This is a genomic window from Micromonospora sp. URMC 103, from assembly GCF_051386435.1.
GTDB lineage: Bacteria > Actinomycetota > Actinomycetes > Mycobacteriales > Micromonosporaceae > Micromonospora.
The window spans coordinates 2,599,885-2,615,072 of the sequence record NZ_JBPQTR010000005.1; the positions used below are offsets into that span (position 1 = coordinate 2,599,885).

Annotated in this window: 13 protein-coding genes; 10 read left to right on the forward strand and 3 right to left on the reverse strand. The window is 74.8% G+C overall.

Going from position 1 to position 15,188, the window contains the following annotated elements; all coding sequences use genetic code 11:
- Positions 1–69 precede the first annotated feature (69 nt).
- The 6 genes from ACSNOA_RS25220 (at position 70) to ACSNOA_RS25245 (ending at position 6,862) form a co-directional block, all read left to right on the forward strand.
- The gene (locus ACSNOA_RS25220; RefSeq protein ID WP_436661977.1) at positions 70–1,239 is read left to right on the forward strand and encodes an acyltransferase domain-containing protein; all 1,170 of its coding nucleotides are present in this window, start codon (positions 70–72) and stop codon (positions 1,237–1,239) included.
- 58 nt (positions 1,240–1,297) lie between these two features.
- Positions 1,298–2,242, forward strand: a complete 945-nt coding sequence (locus ACSNOA_RS25225; protein ID WP_436661979.1) for a beta-ketoacyl-ACP synthase III — start codon at positions 1,298–1,300, stop codon at positions 2,240–2,242.
- Positions 2,243–2,327: 85 nt separating this feature from the next.
- Positions 2,328–2,567 (forward strand): acyl carrier protein, encoded by a 240-nt coding sequence (locus ACSNOA_RS25230; RefSeq protein WP_007072348.1) that lies wholly within the window; start codon positions 2,328–2,330, stop codon positions 2,565–2,567.
- Between the two features lie 2 nt (positions 2,568–2,569).
- Complete coding sequence (gene fabF, locus ACSNOA_RS25235) at positions 2,570–3,796, forward strand: beta-ketoacyl-ACP synthase II (RefSeq protein ID WP_436661981.1); 1,227 nt, start codon at positions 2,570–2,572, stop codon at positions 3,794–3,796.
- Positions 3,797–4,021: 225 nt separating this feature from the next.
- Positions 4,022–4,924 carry a MerR family transcriptional regulator gene (locus ACSNOA_RS25240; protein ID WP_436661982.1) on the forward strand — a complete coding sequence of 301 codons (903 nt, stop codon included), beginning with the start codon at positions 4,022–4,024 and terminating at the stop codon, positions 4,922–4,924.
- Between the two features lie 69 nt (positions 4,925–4,993).
- Positions 4,994–6,862 carry an NAD-binding protein gene (locus ACSNOA_RS25245; RefSeq protein ID WP_436661984.1) on the forward strand — a complete coding sequence of 623 codons (1,869 nt, stop codon included), beginning with the start codon at positions 4,994–4,996 and terminating at the stop codon, positions 6,860–6,862.
- A 37-nt stretch (positions 6,863–6,899) separates the two neighbouring features.
- Here the strand turns inward: ACSNOA_RS25245 and ACSNOA_RS25250 are convergent, their stop codons facing one another.
- On the reverse strand, positions 6,900–8,636 hold the full coding sequence (locus ACSNOA_RS25250) for a glycoside hydrolase family 3 protein (RefSeq protein WP_436662445.1): 1,737 nt from the start codon (positions 8,634–8,636) through the stop codon (positions 6,900–6,902).
- A gap of 145 nt (positions 8,637–8,781) precedes the next feature.
- Entirely contained in the window at positions 8,782–9,273 is a 492-nt protein-coding gene (locus ACSNOA_RS25255; protein ID WP_436661985.1) for a DUF3145 domain-containing protein, read from the reverse strand.
- A 318-nt stretch (positions 9,274–9,591) separates the two neighbouring features.
- Here ACSNOA_RS25255 and ACSNOA_RS25260 point away from each other — a divergent pair, with 318 nt between their 5' ends.
- Complete coding sequence (locus tag ACSNOA_RS25260) at positions 9,592–9,921, forward strand: hypothetical protein (RefSeq protein ID WP_436661986.1); 330 nt, start codon at positions 9,592–9,594, stop codon at positions 9,919–9,921.
- Positions 9,922–10,011: 90 nt separating this feature from the next.
- Here ACSNOA_RS25260 and ACSNOA_RS25265 read toward each other — a convergent pair whose 3' ends face one another.
- Positions 10,012–10,710 carry a carbonic anhydrase gene (locus tag ACSNOA_RS25265; protein WP_436661988.1) on the reverse strand — a complete coding sequence of 233 codons (699 nt, stop codon included), beginning with the start codon at positions 10,708–10,710 and terminating at the stop codon, positions 10,012–10,014.
- A gap of 145 nt (positions 10,711–10,855) precedes the next feature.
- On the opposite strand from ACSNOA_RS25265, the gene ACSNOA_RS25270 reads away from it, so the two are divergent.
- The 3 genes from ACSNOA_RS25270 (at position 10,856) to ACSNOA_RS25280 (ending at position 15,057) form a co-directional block, all read left to right on the forward strand.
- Entirely contained in the window at positions 10,856–11,794 is a 939-nt protein-coding gene (locus tag ACSNOA_RS25270; RefSeq protein ID WP_436661990.1) for an alpha/beta fold hydrolase, read from the forward strand.
- 124 nt (positions 11,795–11,918) lie between these two features.
- Positions 11,919–14,036 carry a HelD family protein gene (locus ACSNOA_RS25275; RefSeq protein ID WP_436661992.1) on the forward strand — a complete coding sequence of 706 codons (2,118 nt, stop codon included), beginning with the start codon at positions 11,919–11,921 and terminating at the stop codon, positions 14,034–14,036.
- Between the two features lie 106 nt (positions 14,037–14,142).
- Positions 14,143–15,057, forward strand: coding sequence for a cation diffusion facilitator family transporter (locus ACSNOA_RS25280; RefSeq protein WP_436661994.1), 915 nt, complete (start codon positions 14,143–14,145; stop codon positions 15,055–15,057).
- Positions 15,058–15,188 lie beyond the last annotated feature (131 nt).

Below are 15,188 nucleotides of genomic sequence, written 5' to 3' on the forward strand. Positions count from 1 at the left end.
AAAGGTTCTAGTGCGGTTTGGTCGAACCCCGCACAGCGCTACCCACGCGTATCCGGGAGAGTCATAGACGTGCTCGCCGTACTCTCCCCCGGCCAGGGTTCGCAGAAACCCGGCTTCCTGACGCCCTGGCTCGACCTGCCCGGCGCCGAGGCCCGACTGCGCTGGTGGTCGGCTCTCGCCGGGGTGGATCTCGTGCACCTCGGCACCGTGGCCGACGCCGACGAGATCAAGGACACGGCCCGCACCCAGCCGCTGCTGGTGGCCGCCGCCCTGCTGGCCGCCGAGCACCTTCCGATGCACGACGTCGCGGTCACCGCCGGGCACAGCGTGGGCGAGCTGGGCGCCACCGCGCTGGCCGGTGTGCTCCCCGCCGAGGCCGCCGTCACCCTGGCCGGCGTACGCGGCCGGGAGATGGCCGCCGCCTGCGCCCTGGAGCCGACCGGGATGGCCGCCGTGCTGGGCGGGGACCCCGACGAGGTGCTCGCCGCCATCGAGGCGCACGGGCTGCACCCGGCCAACCGCAACGGCGCCGGCCAGGTCGTCGCCGCCGGGGCCGTTGACAACCTCGACAAGCTCGCCGCGGAGCCCCCCACCCGGGCCCGGATCATCAAGCTGCAGGTGGCCGGGGCGTTCCACACCCCGTACATGGCCCCGGCCGAGGCCGCGCTCGCCGCGGTGGCCGCCGGCATCACGCCGGCCGACCCGGCCCGGATCCTGCTGTCCAACCTCGACGGCTCCGCGGTCGACCACGGCCGGGAGATGGTGCAGCGGCTGGTCCGCCAGGTCACGGCCCCGGTCCGCTGGGACCTCTGCATGCGGACGCTGGCCGACCTCGGCGTCACCGGCGTGATCGAGCTTCCGCCGGCCGGCACCCTGGCCGGCCTCGTGAAGCGGGAGCTCAAGGGCGCCGGCGCCCCGGAGATCGTCACCCTGAACACCCCGGACGACCTGCCCGCGGCCCGCGACCTGATCGCGCGCCACGGCGCGGCGCCGAGCCACCGGCCGACCCGCCCCTTCCGGGTGGTGGTCGCCCCGTCCGCCGGCGCGTTCGCGCCGGCCGAGGGCCTCGCCGAGGGCGGGACGCTCCGGACCGGCCAGGTGATCGGCCACGTGGCCACCCGGCAGGGGGCGGTCGAGGTGATCGCCCACGACGGCGGCGTGCTCACCGAATGGCTCGCCGACCAGAACGACCCGGTAGCCCCGGGGCAGCCGCTCGCCCGCCTCGGCGGACACTTGTGAGCGCGAGGAACGAGCCGGGTCTGCGAGTCCCGCAGTCGCGAACGAAAGGCATGCACTGATGGCCGGAAGCCGCATCGTCGCCCTGGGGCACTACCAGCCTGCCCGGGTGGTCACCAACGACGACCTCGCCCAGATGGTCGACACCAACGACGAGTGGATCCGTGACCGGGTCGGCATCGTCAGCCGACGGATCGCCGACGGCGAGACGGTGGCCGACATGGCCGCCGCCGCGGCCGGCAAGGCGCTGGCCAACTCCGGCCTCACCGCCGCCGACATCGACCTGGTGGTCGTCGCCACCTGCACGTCGGTCGACCGCAGCCCGAACGTGGCCTGCCGGGTGGCCGCCAAGCTGGGCATCACCGCGCCCGGGGCGTACGACGTCAACACCGCCTGCTCGGGCTTCTCGTACGCGCTGGGCACCGTCGACCACGCCATCCGGGCCGGCGCGTCGCGCAACGCGATCGTCATCGGCGCGGAGAAGCTTTCCGACTTCACCGACTGGACCGACCGGTCCACCTGCATCATCTTCGGTGACGGCGCGGGCGCCGCGGTGGTGACCGCGACCGGTGACGACGAGCCGGCCGGGGTCGGCCCCGTGCTCTGGGGCTCGGTGCCGGAGAAGAGCGAGGCGGTCCGGATCGAGGGCTGGCGGCCGTACGTCCAGCAGGAGGGGCAGGCGGTGTTCCGCTGGGCGACAACGTCGCTCGCCCCGCTGGCGCTGGAGGCCTGCGAGCGGGCCGGGGTGGCGCCCTCGGAGCTGGCCGCGTTCGTGCCGCACCAGGCGAACGCGCGGATCATCGACGGCATCGCCAAGCGGCTCGACATTCCCGACGCGATCATCGCCAAGGACATCGTCGAGTCGGGCAACACCTCGGCGGCGAGCGTGCCGCTGGCCCTGTCGAAGCTGGTCGAGCGGCGGGAGATCCCGTCCGGGGCCCCGGTGCTGCTGTTCGGCTTCGGCGGCGGCCTGACCTACGCCGGCCAGGTCGTCCGCTGCCCGTGAGAGACCCCCTCGGGCGCGAAGCGCCGAGGAGTGACGGCCGGCGTCGTCGGCCGTCGACAATCCCGATGGAGAGGAACCAACCGCAATGACCCGTGACGAGATCACCGCCGGCCTCGCCGAGATCCTCGAAGAGGTTGCCGGGGTGAACCCGGACGACGTGGCCGAGGGGAAGTCCTTCACCGACGACCTGGACGTCGACTCGCTCTCCATGGTGGAGGTCGTGGTGGCGGCCGAGGAGAAGTTCGGCGTCAAGATCCCGGACAACGAGGTGCAGAACCTCAAGACCGTCGGTGACGCGGTCAGCTACATCGAGGCGCAGTCCTGATCATGACTCGCCCCGACGTCGTCGTCACCGGGCTCGGCGCGACGACCCCGCTTGGCGGGGACGTCGCGTCGACCTGGGACGCCATGCTCGCCGGCCGCTCCGGGGTGAGCCCGCTCACCCAGGAGTGGGCGGCGCAACTGCCGGTACGGATCGCCGGGCAGCTCGCCGTCGAGCCGTCCGAGGTGCTGGACCGGGTGCGGCTGCGCCGGCTGGACCGCTCCGAGGCCATCGCCATCATCGCGGCGCAGCAGGCCTGGGCGGACGCCGGGCTCGCCGACTCCGGACTGGACCCGGAGCGGCTGGCGGTCAGCGTCGGCTCCGGCATCGGCGGGGCCACCACCCTCCTGGCCCAGGACGACATCCTCGAGGCCTCCGGGCCGCGCCGGGTGTCCCCGCACACCGTGCCGATGCTCATGCCGAACGGCCCGGCCGCCTGGGTCGGGCTCGAGCTCGGCGCGAAGGCCGGTGTGCACTCGGTGGCCAGTGCCTGCGCGACCGGTGCGGAGGCGATCGCGCTCGGCCTGGACATGATCCGGTCGGGCCGCGCCGACGTGGTGGTGGCCGGCGGCACGGAGGCCGTCATCCACCCGCTGCCGATCGCCGGCTTCGCCTCGATGCGGGCCATGTCGACCCGCAACGACGAGCCGGAGAAGGCGTCCCGGCCGTGGGACAAGGGCCGTGACGGCTTCGTCCTCGGCGAGGGCGCGGGCGTGGTCGTCCTGGAGCGGGCCGAGCACGCCGCCGCGCGGGGCGCCCGGGTGTACGCGCGCCTCGCCGGCTCGGGCATCACCTCGGACGCGTACGACATCGTGCAGCCCCACAACGAGGGTGAGGGCGCGATCCGGGCGATCGCGAAGGCGATCGCCGACGCGGGCATCGACAAGCGGGACATCGTGCACGTCAACGCGCACGCCACGTCGACCCCGATCGGCGACATGCTGGAGATCGGCGCGCTGCGCAAGGCGCTCGGCGACCACCCCGTCCTCGCCGCCACCAAGTCGATGACCGGGCACCTGCTCGGCGCTGCCGGCGCCCTGGAGTCGATCGCCACGATCCTCGCGATCCGCGACGGTGTCGTTCCGCCGACGATCAACCTGGACGACCCGGACGAGGATCTCACCCTGGACGTGGCCGCCCACAAGGCCCGTCACATGGAGATCCCCGCCGCGCTGAACAACGCGTTCGGCTTCGGCGGTCACAACGTGGCTCTCGTCTTCTCGCGAGCCTGAGACCGCAGAGGCACGGCACGACCCCCGGCAACGACCGTACGGAAGAAGGGCCCGCGCTCGGAGCGAGCGCGGGCCCTTCCGCGTGTCGGTCGGCGCGTTCGACGTGCCGGAATCCCTCGGCCTCGCCCATCCGCCGAGGGTGTCAGGAGCGGCCCGGCCGGCGCGAGCCGAAATTCCGCCGGTCGGTTTGACTCTCCAGCGGCTGGAGACGGGAGGCTGGGCCGCGTGGACGACCACACCGACCTGTTCAGCATCGGGCAGCTCGCCCGCCGGACCGGCCTTCCGGTCCGGACCATCCGCTTCTGGTCCGACGAGGGGCTGCTGCCACCGACCGCCCGGTCGACCGGCGGCTACCGGCTCTACGACGCGGCCGCCGTGGCGCGGCTGGAGCTGCTGCGCAGCCTCCGCGAAATGGGGATCGGCCTGGACGACGTACGCCGGATCCTGGACCGGCAGACCAGCGTCCGGGAGGTGGCGCGGGCGCACGTCCGCGCGCTGGACGCGGAGATCCGGACGCTGCGGGTACGCCGGGCGGTGCTGCGGTCGCTCACCCGACGTGGGGTCACGACCGAGGAATGGAGAATCATGAGCGATCTGGCCCGCCTCTCCGCGCAGGAGCGGCAACGCATCATCGACGACTTCGTGACGGAGGTCTTCGCCGGGCTCGACGACGGCCCGGGAACCGGCATCGCGCAGGCCATGCGGGCGATGCCGGCGGAGCTGCCGGACGAGCCCACCGACGAGGAGGTGGATGCCTGGCTGGAGCTGGCCGAGTTGGTCGCCGACCCGGATTTCCGCCGGCGCGCCCGCGAGATGGCCGTGGCCGGTTCGGCGGGCGAGGACGCCCCGCCGCCGGAACCGATGCTGTCCATCGAGTCGGCCCGGTCGGCGCTGGCCGCCGGCATCGCCCCGGACTCCGAGCGGGCGCGGGAGGTGCTGGACGCGATGGTGGACCCGGCGCTCTCCCGTGCGGAGCGGCGCAGGCTGGCCGACGGCATGGCCGTCTTCACCGACCGCCGGGTCGAGCGGTACTGGCAGCTCATCGGGGTGCTCAACCGGCAGCCACCGTTCCCGCCCGCCGTGCCGGCCGTGGAGTGGCTCATCGCCGCGCTGCGCGCCGACCGCTGAGGTTTCCCGACGGCCCGCGCCGCCCGGCGCGGGCCGTCTCCAGTGGAGCGCTGCGGCTACGATCCGGGCGTGTCCGACGACACCACACCGGCGACGGAGCCGTCCGCCGCGCGATTCGTGGTCTGCGGCGACAGCGCGCTCGCCCGCCGGCTGGTCGCCGAGCTGGTCGACCGGTACGGCGTCCCGGTGACGGTGGTGCTGCCCTCGCTCACGGGGAACCACGCTGCGGACATCGCCGAGTTCGGGCCGCAGACCGGCGAGCCGGGGCTGCGGCCGGACGTCCTCGTGGCCCGCCGGCTCACGGCGGAGGTGCTGGAACGAGCCGGCGTGCGGCAGGCGGCCGCGGTCGCGCTCGTCGGGGCCGACGACGTCGGCAACGTGGACGCCGCGATGATCGTGCGGGAGCTCGACCTGGACGTACGGCTCGTGGTGCGCCTGTTCAACACGGTGCTCGGCGAGGGTGTGGCGAGCATGCTCGGCGACTGCGCCGTGCTGTCCGGGTCGGAGATCGCGGCGCCCGCGTTCGTGGCGGCGACACTCGGCGACGAGGCTCCCACCTATCTCCGGCTGGCCGACGGCGAACTGGTCCGGGCCGCGAGCCGGCGCGCCGTCGAGGGGACCACCGCCGACATCGTCTGCGCGCTGGCGGACACCGGCGGCCTCGACCCGGTCACCCTGCCGGCCGACGAGGACAGCGCCGACCTCGTCCTCGTCCGGGCGTACGGGCGGCGCGGGCCCGAGCCGCGGCGCCGCCGGCCGCGCCTGCTGCGCACCACCGGGCTGCTTTTCGGGCGCAACCTGCGGCTGGCGCTGGGCGGCATGGCCGTGCTGTTCGCCGTGGCCGCCGCGGTCCTCGCGTACGCCCGCGGCCTGGCACCCGCCGAGGCGGCCTACCTGGCCCTGCTCACGGCCCTGGGCGGCGCCGACGCCGACCCGGCCGCGCCGCCGGTCGAGAAGGTGACCGCGCTGGTGCTGGCCGTCGCGGGCGTCGCGCTGGTGCCGACGGTCACCGCGCTGGTGGTGGACGCCCTCGTGCACGCGCGGCTGAAGGTGGCCGCCGGTGGGCTCGCCGATCCGGTCGACGACCACGTGATCGTGGTCGGGCTCGGCAACGTCGGCACCCGCGTGCTCCAGGAGCTGCACTCGTTCGGGGTGACGGTGGTCGGCGTGGACCGGGCGGAGTCGGCGCGGGGCGTCGCGGTCGCCCGGGAACTCGGGCTGCCCGTGGTGGTCGGCGACGCGACGAGCCCGGAGACGCTCCGCGCCGCCTCCGCGCGGACGTGCCGGGCTCTGGTGGTGCTCACCGGGGACGACGTCACCAACCTGGAGACCGCCCTGCTGGGGCGCTCGGTCCACCGGTCCCGGGGCACCGCCGGCCAGCCGGACGGGGCCCTGCGTGTCGTGCTGCGGCTCTTCGACGACGGTTTCGCCCAGCGCGTCCAGCGGACCTTCGGCCTCACCCGGTCCCGCAGCGTGTCGTACCTCGCGGCGCCGGCGTTCGCCGCCGCCATGATGGGGCGCGAGGTGATCGACACGATCTCGGTCGGCCGGCGGGTCCTGCTCGTCGCCGAGCTGCCGGTGGGCGCGGGCTCGGACATCGAGGGGCGGTACTGCCCGGACATCTCGGTGCCCGGGGAGGTACGCGTGATCGCGATGCGCACCGGCCGCGGCCAGACGATCTGGTCCCTGCCGGACCGGCGTCCGCTGGTGCGGACCGACCGGCTCATCGTGGTGGCGACCCGGGCGGGCCTGGCCGCGCTGCTTCCCCGAACGGTGCCCAGCGCCGACCCGCCGCCACTGGCGGAGCCGGCACCGCTGCCGCTGCTCACGGCCCCGGCCCGCGGGGCGAGCCGCACGGGGACGGACCGCACGGGGACGGACCGCACGGGGACGGACCGCACGGGGACGGGCCGCACGGAGACCGGACGCCCGGCCTGACCCACGGCCACCGGCCGCGGGTCAGGCCGTCGCCGGCTCAGGTCCCGCAGGTGGTGGCGGGCAGGCCGGACACCGCGACCGGCGATCGGCCGCCCGGGCGCTCCTTGCCGGCCAGGACGCGGGCCAGGGCCGTCATCGACGCGCGGCTCGACGAGTAGGTGGCCAGCAGCGTCGGAGACTTCGCGGTGGCCAGCACGTACGGGGTGTCCATGGCGACCGTCACGGCGGCGTCGGCGCGCAGGTCACCGGCGCCGTCGCCGTAGCCCACGAGGTGCACCACCGTCCCGCCGCTGGGCACCACCCGTACCCCGGCCGCCTTGAGGGCGTCGGTCAGCAGCGCCCGGGTCCCGTCCCGGCCGCCGGACGAGCTGACGGTCACCGGGCCGTGGACCGGCGTGGTGCCGCAGGAACCGCGCAGCACGGTCACCGCGGCGGCGGCCAGCGCGTCGGCCGCCTTGCGGTGCGCCGGGTCGTTCAGCGTGGACATCGCGGGCGCCGGGTGGCCGGCCAGCCGGAACTTCATGGTGAGCACGCGGGTCACCGCGTCGACGAGGCGGGCCCGGGGCAGCGAGCCGTCGCGCAGGGCGGCGAGCAGTCCGTCGTACGCCTGCGTGACGTTGGGGGTCATGAGGATGAGGTCGTTGCCGGCGTTGAGGGCGCGCACGGCGGCCTCTCCCGGAGACCAGCGCTTCGCGGGCGCCATGTTCATCCCGTCGGTGATCACCACGCCCTGGAAGCCGAGCTGGCCGCGGAGCACGTCGGTGAGGAGCTTGTGGGAGAAGGTGGCCGGGGTGCCGGGGTCGACCGCCCGCACGTCGAGATGGGCGGACATGACGGCCATGGTGCCGGCGTCGACGCCGGCCTTGAACGACGGCCACGCCCCCGCCTCCAGCGTCGCCCGGGACTGGGTGAGCACCGGAAGTTCCTCGTGCGAGTCGTCGGCGCTGTGCCCGTGCCCCGGGAAGTGCTTCAGGGTGGCCGCCACGCCGGAGCCCTGGAGGCCACGGACGGCGGCCTGCACCTGCGGGGAGACCCGCTTCGGGTCGCCGCCGAAGGACCGGGAGCCGATCACCGTGCTGCGGGTGGCGAGCACGTCGGCGACGGGGGCGAAGTCGAGGTTGATCCCCATGGCCGCCAGCTCGGCGCCCGCGGCGCGCCAGGCGCCCTCGGTCAGCGCCGGGTCACCGGCGGCCCCGGCGGCCAGCGCGCTCGGTAGCACCGTCACCCCGTCGCTGATCCGGGTCACCACGCCGAACTCCTGGTCGGTGCCCACGAGGAACGGCGCCGCACCGGTGGGCAGCTTCGCCGCGGCCTCGCGCAGCCCGGTCGTCAGCTGTCGCACCTGGGCGGGGCTGTCGACGTTCGTGGTCTCCTGGTTGCCCTTCGTCGGGTCGTCGGCGCTGAAGCCGACCAGGATCAGCCCGCCGAGCCGGTACTTGGCGATCATCTCGGCGGGGGTGTCCACGCCCGCGAGGGCCCGGTTGCCGGCCGCCGAGCCGGGCGACACGGTGGTCGCCGCGCTGCCGTAGGCGTACGGCATCAGCACCTGGCCGACCAGGTCCTCGTCGGCGAGCGTGCCCACGAGGGCGGCGGCGCGGGCGGCCGGGTCGTCCGACGGTGTGGCGCTCGGCGTCGGCGCGGGCGTCGTGGTGGACGCGGAGGGTGCCGGACCGGGCCGTTCCGGCTCGCTCCCCGAACAGCCGGAGGCGAGCAGTGCGGTCAGGGCGGCGACGGCGACGGCGGCGCGACGCGGGCGAATCGACACGCCGCCTATCCCACCAGTTCACCGCGTATCGGGGCAACTTGACCTCGCTCACCCGGACGGCGTCGCTCCGCGCGCCGCCGCCCGGTGGTGGGCCGTCCCACCTGCCGCGCCGCGTCCGGGTTGCCCCGCGCGCTGACCGGCGAGGGCGGCCCGGTCAGCCGACCCGGGTGAGCAGCGTCACCGGCGCGCCGTCGCCGGCGTACCGGTAGGGCTCCAACTCGGCGTCCCACGCCGTGCCGAGCGCCTTGTCGAGGGCGTGCGCGATCGCCTCGGGGGCCCGGGCGGTCGCCAGGATGCTGCGGAGCCGGTCCTCGCCGAGCTGGATGTCACCGGCCGCGCCGACCGTGGCCCGGAACAGACCCCGCCCCGGGACGTGCATGAACCGCTCGCCGTCGGCGCCCGGGCTTGGCTCCTCGGTCACCTCGAAACGCAGCATGGGCCACTGCCGGAGGGCAGCAGCCAGTTCGGCGCCCGTTCCCGGACGGCCGGTCCACCCGCATTCGGCCCGGCGGGCGCCGGGGTCGACGGGCTGTGCGGTCCACTGCAGGTTGACCGGCGCGGCGAGGACGCGCGCGATCGCCCACTCGACGTGCGAGCACACGGCGAGCGGGGTCGAGTGGACGTATACGACGCCACGCGTTGGCACGGTGACCTCCCGGAGAGCGAGGTGCGTCTTCCCCTACGACCTCGATCCACCGAGTGGTTCCTGGTACACATGATGACTGCTGTGACGGATGGTGCGCCAGAGAATCGGAAAATTGCCGACGGGAAGTCGCCGGAATAGCCGTACGGGTGGCGGCGGTTGGAACCCCTGACGGCGCGATGACCAGTCAGGGATCGTGTTCGTGTACAGTTCCATCGGCGGCTTGTGCCGCGCACGTCTTTCGCGGGCCCATCCATCCGGTGTCGCCCGCACAGCCCCCGGACGTCCAGTCCTCCCGTACGTCTTGCAAGGAGTACCTCCGTGGCGAGCAACACCTCTAAGACCGCGCGCGCGTCCGTCCGGGCCGGCCAGGCTGGCCAGGGTGGCGCCCTCAGCGTGCTGGGCGAGTTCAAGTACCTCATCCCGCTCAACGGCGGCAAGCACGCCTACGTGCGGAACCTGACCAACGGCAAGACCGCGCACCTGCGCACCGACTCCGAGGCCTTCGTCGAGGAGATCCGGACGCTGGCCGCCGCGGGTCACGCCGCCAAGATCCGGGCCGAGCTCAACGTTCTGGCCGAGGCGCACCCCGGCGACGGCTGGGACGCGACCGAGAAGCGCCTGGTCGAGGCCGGCGTCTTCGAGGCCTGAGCCTCCCCGAAGCACATCGCGAACCGCCCGTCGGGACTCCCCGACGGGCGGTTCTGCGTCTCCACACCGAACCGGCCGCACACCTCATGATCACGCGGACGGGCGGGGCGGGTCCGGGGACAGGGGGGTCACCTGGCCGGTGGCCAGGTCGTAGAGGGCGCCGACCACGTCCACCCGGCCGCTGGCGACCGGGGCGGCGAGCAGGTCGTCGGCGCGCAGCGCCGCGACCGTCCGCAGCACGTGGCGGCGGATCGCCAGCGGATGCACCTGCGGGTCGTCCACACCGACCTCCAACACAGCCGGCGTGATCTCATCGACGAGGTGGGCCAGCGAGCCGGCCGGCCGGCGGCCCTCGCGCAGCGCCGCCACCGTCGCCGCCACGGCGCCGCACCGCTCGTGGCCCAGCACCAGGACCAGCGGTACGCCCAGCTCACCGACGACGTACTCGATCGAGCCGCGTACCGCCCGGTCGAGCACGTGCCCGCCGGTGCGGATCACGCAGATCGAGCCGAAGGTCTGGTCGAAGATCGCCTCCAGCGGCACCCGGGAGTCGATGCAGCCCAGGACGACCGCGTACGGCTGCTGCTCGCCGGAGGCGCTCGCCGCGGCGGCCGTCACGTCGTGACCGTGGATGGGCTGGCCACTCAGGAAGCGCCGGTTGCCGGCGAGCAGCTCGGCGAGCGCGGCGCGGGGCGTGCCGCCCGCGGGTCGCCCGCCCGACAGCGCCCCGGCCCGCCGGCCGCCGGTCCCGCCGTCGCGCCTTCCCCCAATCTCCCCCGGCGCGTCCATGCCCACCAGCCTGGCGGCCGTCGCGGGCCCGCGCGGGAGGTTGGGAATCTTCTCACCGCGGCGGTTGGCGTGGTGTCATGGCGGGTAGCCGGTGTTACCACCGGGTATCCCGGTGCACGGTTCCGGGCGGCCTGGGGAGGTGACGATGACGGATCAGTCGGAGGTCCTCCTCCCCGACGGCGTGCGCCTGCACGTCGAGTCGACCGGCCCGGTCGACGCCGAGGTCACGGCGATCCTCCTGCACGGCTGGACGCTCGACGCGCGGAGCTGGCACCGGCAGCTCACCGCGGTGCGGGAGGCGGTCGGCACGTCGGTGCGGCTGGTGGCGTACGACGCCCGCGGGCACGGCCGGTCCAGCTGCATGCCGCTGCGCACGGCGACCCTGGCCCAGCTCGGGGACGACCTCGCGGCGGTGGTCGACGAGGTCGCGCCGACCGGGCGGGTGGTCCTCGTGGGGCACTCGATGGGCGGCATGACGATCATGGAGTACGCCCACCGGCACCCCGAGCACTTCGCGACGCGGGTGGCCGGCCTGGTGTTCGTGTCCACGACGGCCGAGGGGCACACCCACACCGCCTACGGGCTCACACCGCGCATCGCCCGGCTCATCCGGCTCGCCGAGACCACGGGCGCCGGGGTCCTGGCCCGCTGCGGGTCGTGGCGGCCGCCCCGGGCGCTGCTGCGAGCGCTGCGGCCGAGCATCCGCTGGCTCCTCTTCGGCGATCACTGCGACCCGACCGACATCCGCCTCGTCACCTCGGCGGTGGCCCGCGCCTCGCTCCGCTCGATCGGCGGCTTCCGGGCCTCCTTCGGCGCGCAGCACCGGCTGGAGACCCTGGCGGAGCTGGCCGACCTGCCGGCCGCCGCGCTCGTCGGCGACCGGGACCGACTCACCCCGCCGCCGTGCGCCGAGTCGATCGCCGCCGCGCTGCCGGCCACCGACCTGACCGTCTGCCCCGGTGCGGGGCACATGCTCATGATGGAGCGGCCCGACGAGGTGAACGCCGCCCTGCTCGCGGTGCTCGGTCAGGTGCGGGGCCGGCCCCTGCCGCCCGGGCGGGTCGCGCCCGCGGCCGGGGCCTGACGACGCGCTCCGTCGCACCTCGGAGGCGGTGCGGCCGGCCGGGGCCGTACCCTCGTGCGGTTGGCCCGGCGCGCGGCCCGCGGCGTACCGCGGTGCCCGCCGCCGACGGGACTCAGGAGCGCGCGTGACCGACCAGACCACCCTGGCGCAGGAGATCGCCGTCGAGCAGCGGCATCTCGACCGGGTGTACGCCCGACTCGCCGAGCTGCGGCGGTCGGCGGTCCGCGCGGAGAAGGAGGGCTACCGGCTGGCCCGGGTCGGCAACTTCGGGGCGCTGGTCGAGCGGGACGCCATGGTCTTCCACGCGGCGCAGCGGCGGCACCTCCTCGACGCCGAACACGAGGGGCTGGTTTTCGGCCGGCTCGACCTGCGCGACCGTCAGGTGCTGCACGTGGGGCGGCTCGGCATCCGGGACGAGGACGCGACGACGCTGGTGGTGGACTGGCGCGCCCCGGCCGCCGCCGCGTTCTACCAGGCCACGCCCGCGCAGCCGCTCGGCGTGGTGCGCCGCCGGATGATCCAGTCCAGCGGCGAGCGGGTCACCCGGATCGAGGACGACCTGCTCGACCCGGGCGCCGCCCCACCGGACATGGCGGTGGTCGGGGACGGCGCGCTGCTCGCCACGCTCTCCCGGGCGACCGGCCGGGGCATGCGCGACATCGTGGCCACGATCCAGCGGGAGCAGGACGAGGCCATCCGCTCCCCCGGCTCGGGGGTGACGATCGTCTCCGGCGGCCCCGGCACCGGCAAGACGGCCGTGGCGCTGCACCGCGCCGCGTACCTGCTCTACTCCGACCGCAGCCGCTACGCCGGCGGCGGCATCCTCGTGGTCGGCCCGTCCTCGGTCTTCGTCGAGTACATCGCCTCGGTGCTGCCCTCCCTCGGCGAGGACACGGCCACCCTGCACTCGCTCGGCACGCTCTTTCCGGGGATGAGCGCCACCCGCACCGACCCGCCCGAGGTGGCCGCCGTGAAGGGGTCGCTGCGCATGCGCCGGGTGCTGGAACGGGCGGCACGCGACGCGGTGCCGGACGGCCCGACGGAGTTGCGGCTGCTCTACCGGGGCGAGTTGCTGCGGCTGGACCGGCGGGAGCTGGACGCGATCCGGGATCGGGCGCTGCCGCGCGGTGCCCGCCGCAACGAGGCGCGCCGGGCCGGCTTCGACGGCGTCCTCGCGGCGCTCTGGGCGCAGGCCCGCCGGCTGGGCATCGGCCGCCTGCCGGAGCAGCGCGTCTTCGAGGACGAGATCGTCGACCGGCCCGAGTTCCGGGAGTTCCTCAAGGCCTGGTGGCCGCGGCTGCACCCGCGGCACGTGCTGGGCTGGCTGGCCCGTCCGGAGCGGCTGCGCCGGTACGCCGGGGGCCTGCTTCCCGGCGCCGAGATCCGGCTGTTGGAGGCCGCGTACCGGACGTTGGACACGGACGGGCTCACCATCGCCGACATCGCGCTGCTGGACGAGCTGGACGCGCTGCTGGGCAAGCCGGTGCAGCCGGCCCGGCCGAAGCGGGACCCGTTCCAGCTCGCGGGCGGCGTCCGTGAGCTGAGCACGTCCTCCGACCGGCAGCGCGCCGCCCGCGAGGCGGCCCGCGAGCGCCCGGCGGACTACCGGGAGTACGCGCACGTCGTGGTCGACGAGTCGCAGGACGTCTCGCCGATGCAGTGGCGGATGATCGGGCGGCGCGGACGGCTGGCGTCCTGGACGGTGGTGGGCGATCCGGCGCAGACGGCGTGGACCGGCGACCCGGCGGAGCTGACCCGGGCCCGGGACCAGGCGCTGGGCCGCCGGCGCCGGCACCACTTCACCCTCACCACGAACTACCGCAACTCGGCCGAGATCTTCGCCGTGGCGGCGGCCGAGATCCGCCGGATCGACCCGGACCTGCCGCTGCCCACCGCCGTCCGCACGACCGGGGTCGACCCCGTGGAGCTCACGGTGCCCGCCGCGGAGCTGGAGACGACCACCGTGACGGCCGTGACGGCGCTGCTCGGCGAGGTGGAGGGGACGGTCGGGGTGATCACTCCGGCTCCGCGGCGGGGCGAGGTGGCCGGTTGGCTCGGCGCCCTCGGCGCGCCCCGGCTCCAGGTGGTGACCAGCCTGGAGGCGAAGGGTATGGAGTACGACGGGGTGGTGCTGATCGCACCAGGCGAGATCCGCGCCGACGCGGGTTCCGGGGTACGGACGTTGTACGTGGCGCTCTCCCGGGCCACGCAGCGGCTCACCACGATCGAGCCGACCGGCTGACGGAGCGCCCGCCCGCGAGTGGGCGGGATTCCGACCCGACAGTTGCACACATAGCTATGTGAGCATATATTTGACCGGTCCGGAGCGGCGGCGGAAGGGTGAGTCGGTGGGCGCAGGTCATGACCACGGGGGGTCGGTGGCGAACGCCGCCGAGCACCACCGTGGCCGCCTCTGGGCCGCGTTCGGCCTGCTCGCCGGGCTCATGGTGGTCGAGGCGGTGGCCGCGTTCCGCACCGGCTCGCTGGCCCTGCTCTCCGACGCCGGGCACATGTTCACCGACGTGCTCGGCATCGGCATGGCCCTCGCAGCGATCACCGCCAGCCGGCGGGCCAGCCAGGATCCGCAACGCACCTTCGGCCTCTACCGCCTCGAGGTGCTCGCCGCGCTCGGCAACGCGGTGCTGCTCTCCGGCGTCGCCGTCTACGTCGTGGTCGAGGCGGTCGGCCGGTTCGGCGACCCGCCGGAGGTGCTGGCCGGCCCCATGCTCGCCGTCGCCGTCCTCGGCCTGCTCGCCAACGTGGGCGCGTTCGCGCTGCTGCGCTCGGGCGCGCGGGAGAGCATCAACGTGCAGGGGGCGTACGTCGAGGTGCTGGGCGACCTGCTCGGCTCGCTCGGCGTGATCGGCGCGGCGGCGCTCATCGCGGTGACCGACTGGTGGTGGGCGGACCCGGTGGTCGCCGTCGCCATCGGCGTGTTCATCCTCCCCCGGACGTGGCGGCTCGGGCGGGCCGCGGTGCGGATCCTGGTGCAGGCCGCGCCGGAGCACCTCCAGGTGACCGCGGTGCACGATCGGCTGGCCGCGGTGCCCGGCGTGGCCGGCGTCCACGACCTGCACGTCTGGACGCTCACCTCGGGCATGGAGGTGGCCTCCGCCCACCTCACGATGGCGCCTGACGCCGAGGTCGGCGCGGTGCTCGCCGCCGCGCGGAGCGCCCTGCACGAGGACTTCCACATCGAGCACGCCACGCTGCAGATCGAGCCCGGGGCCGCCCCGGGGGCCTGCGGCCCGGTCGAGTGGTAGCCGTTGACGGCTTTCCGACCGGACGACCGAACGTCCACGTCACCACATGGGCACACACAGTCACAACTGCTGCGTCCGCCCCACCTGTCCCGGTAGGCTCTGTCCCGGCCTCCGCCAGGCGGCACCCACCG

Bases quoted from the DNA above. Each gene is read 5' to 3' on its own strand.
- ACSNOA_RS25270 (WP_436661990.1), top strand. From the start codon at position 10,856: ATGACGGATCAGTCGGAGGTCCTCCTCCCCGACGGCGTGCGCCTGCAC.
- ACSNOA_RS25265 (WP_436661988.1), bottom strand. From the start codon at position 10,710: ATGGACGCGCCGGGGGAGATTGGGGGAAGGCGCGACGGCGGGACCGGC.
- ACSNOA_RS25230 (WP_007072348.1), top strand. From the start codon at position 2,328: ATGACCCGTGACGAGATCACCGCCGGCCTCGCCGAGATCCTCGAAGAG.
- fabF (WP_436661981.1), top strand. From the start codon at position 2,570: ATGACTCGCCCCGACGTCGTCGTCACCGGGCTCGGCGCGACGACCCCG.
- ACSNOA_RS25225 (WP_436661979.1), top strand. From the start codon at position 1,298: ATGGCCGGAAGCCGCATCGTCGCCCTGGGGCACTACCAGCCTGCCCGG.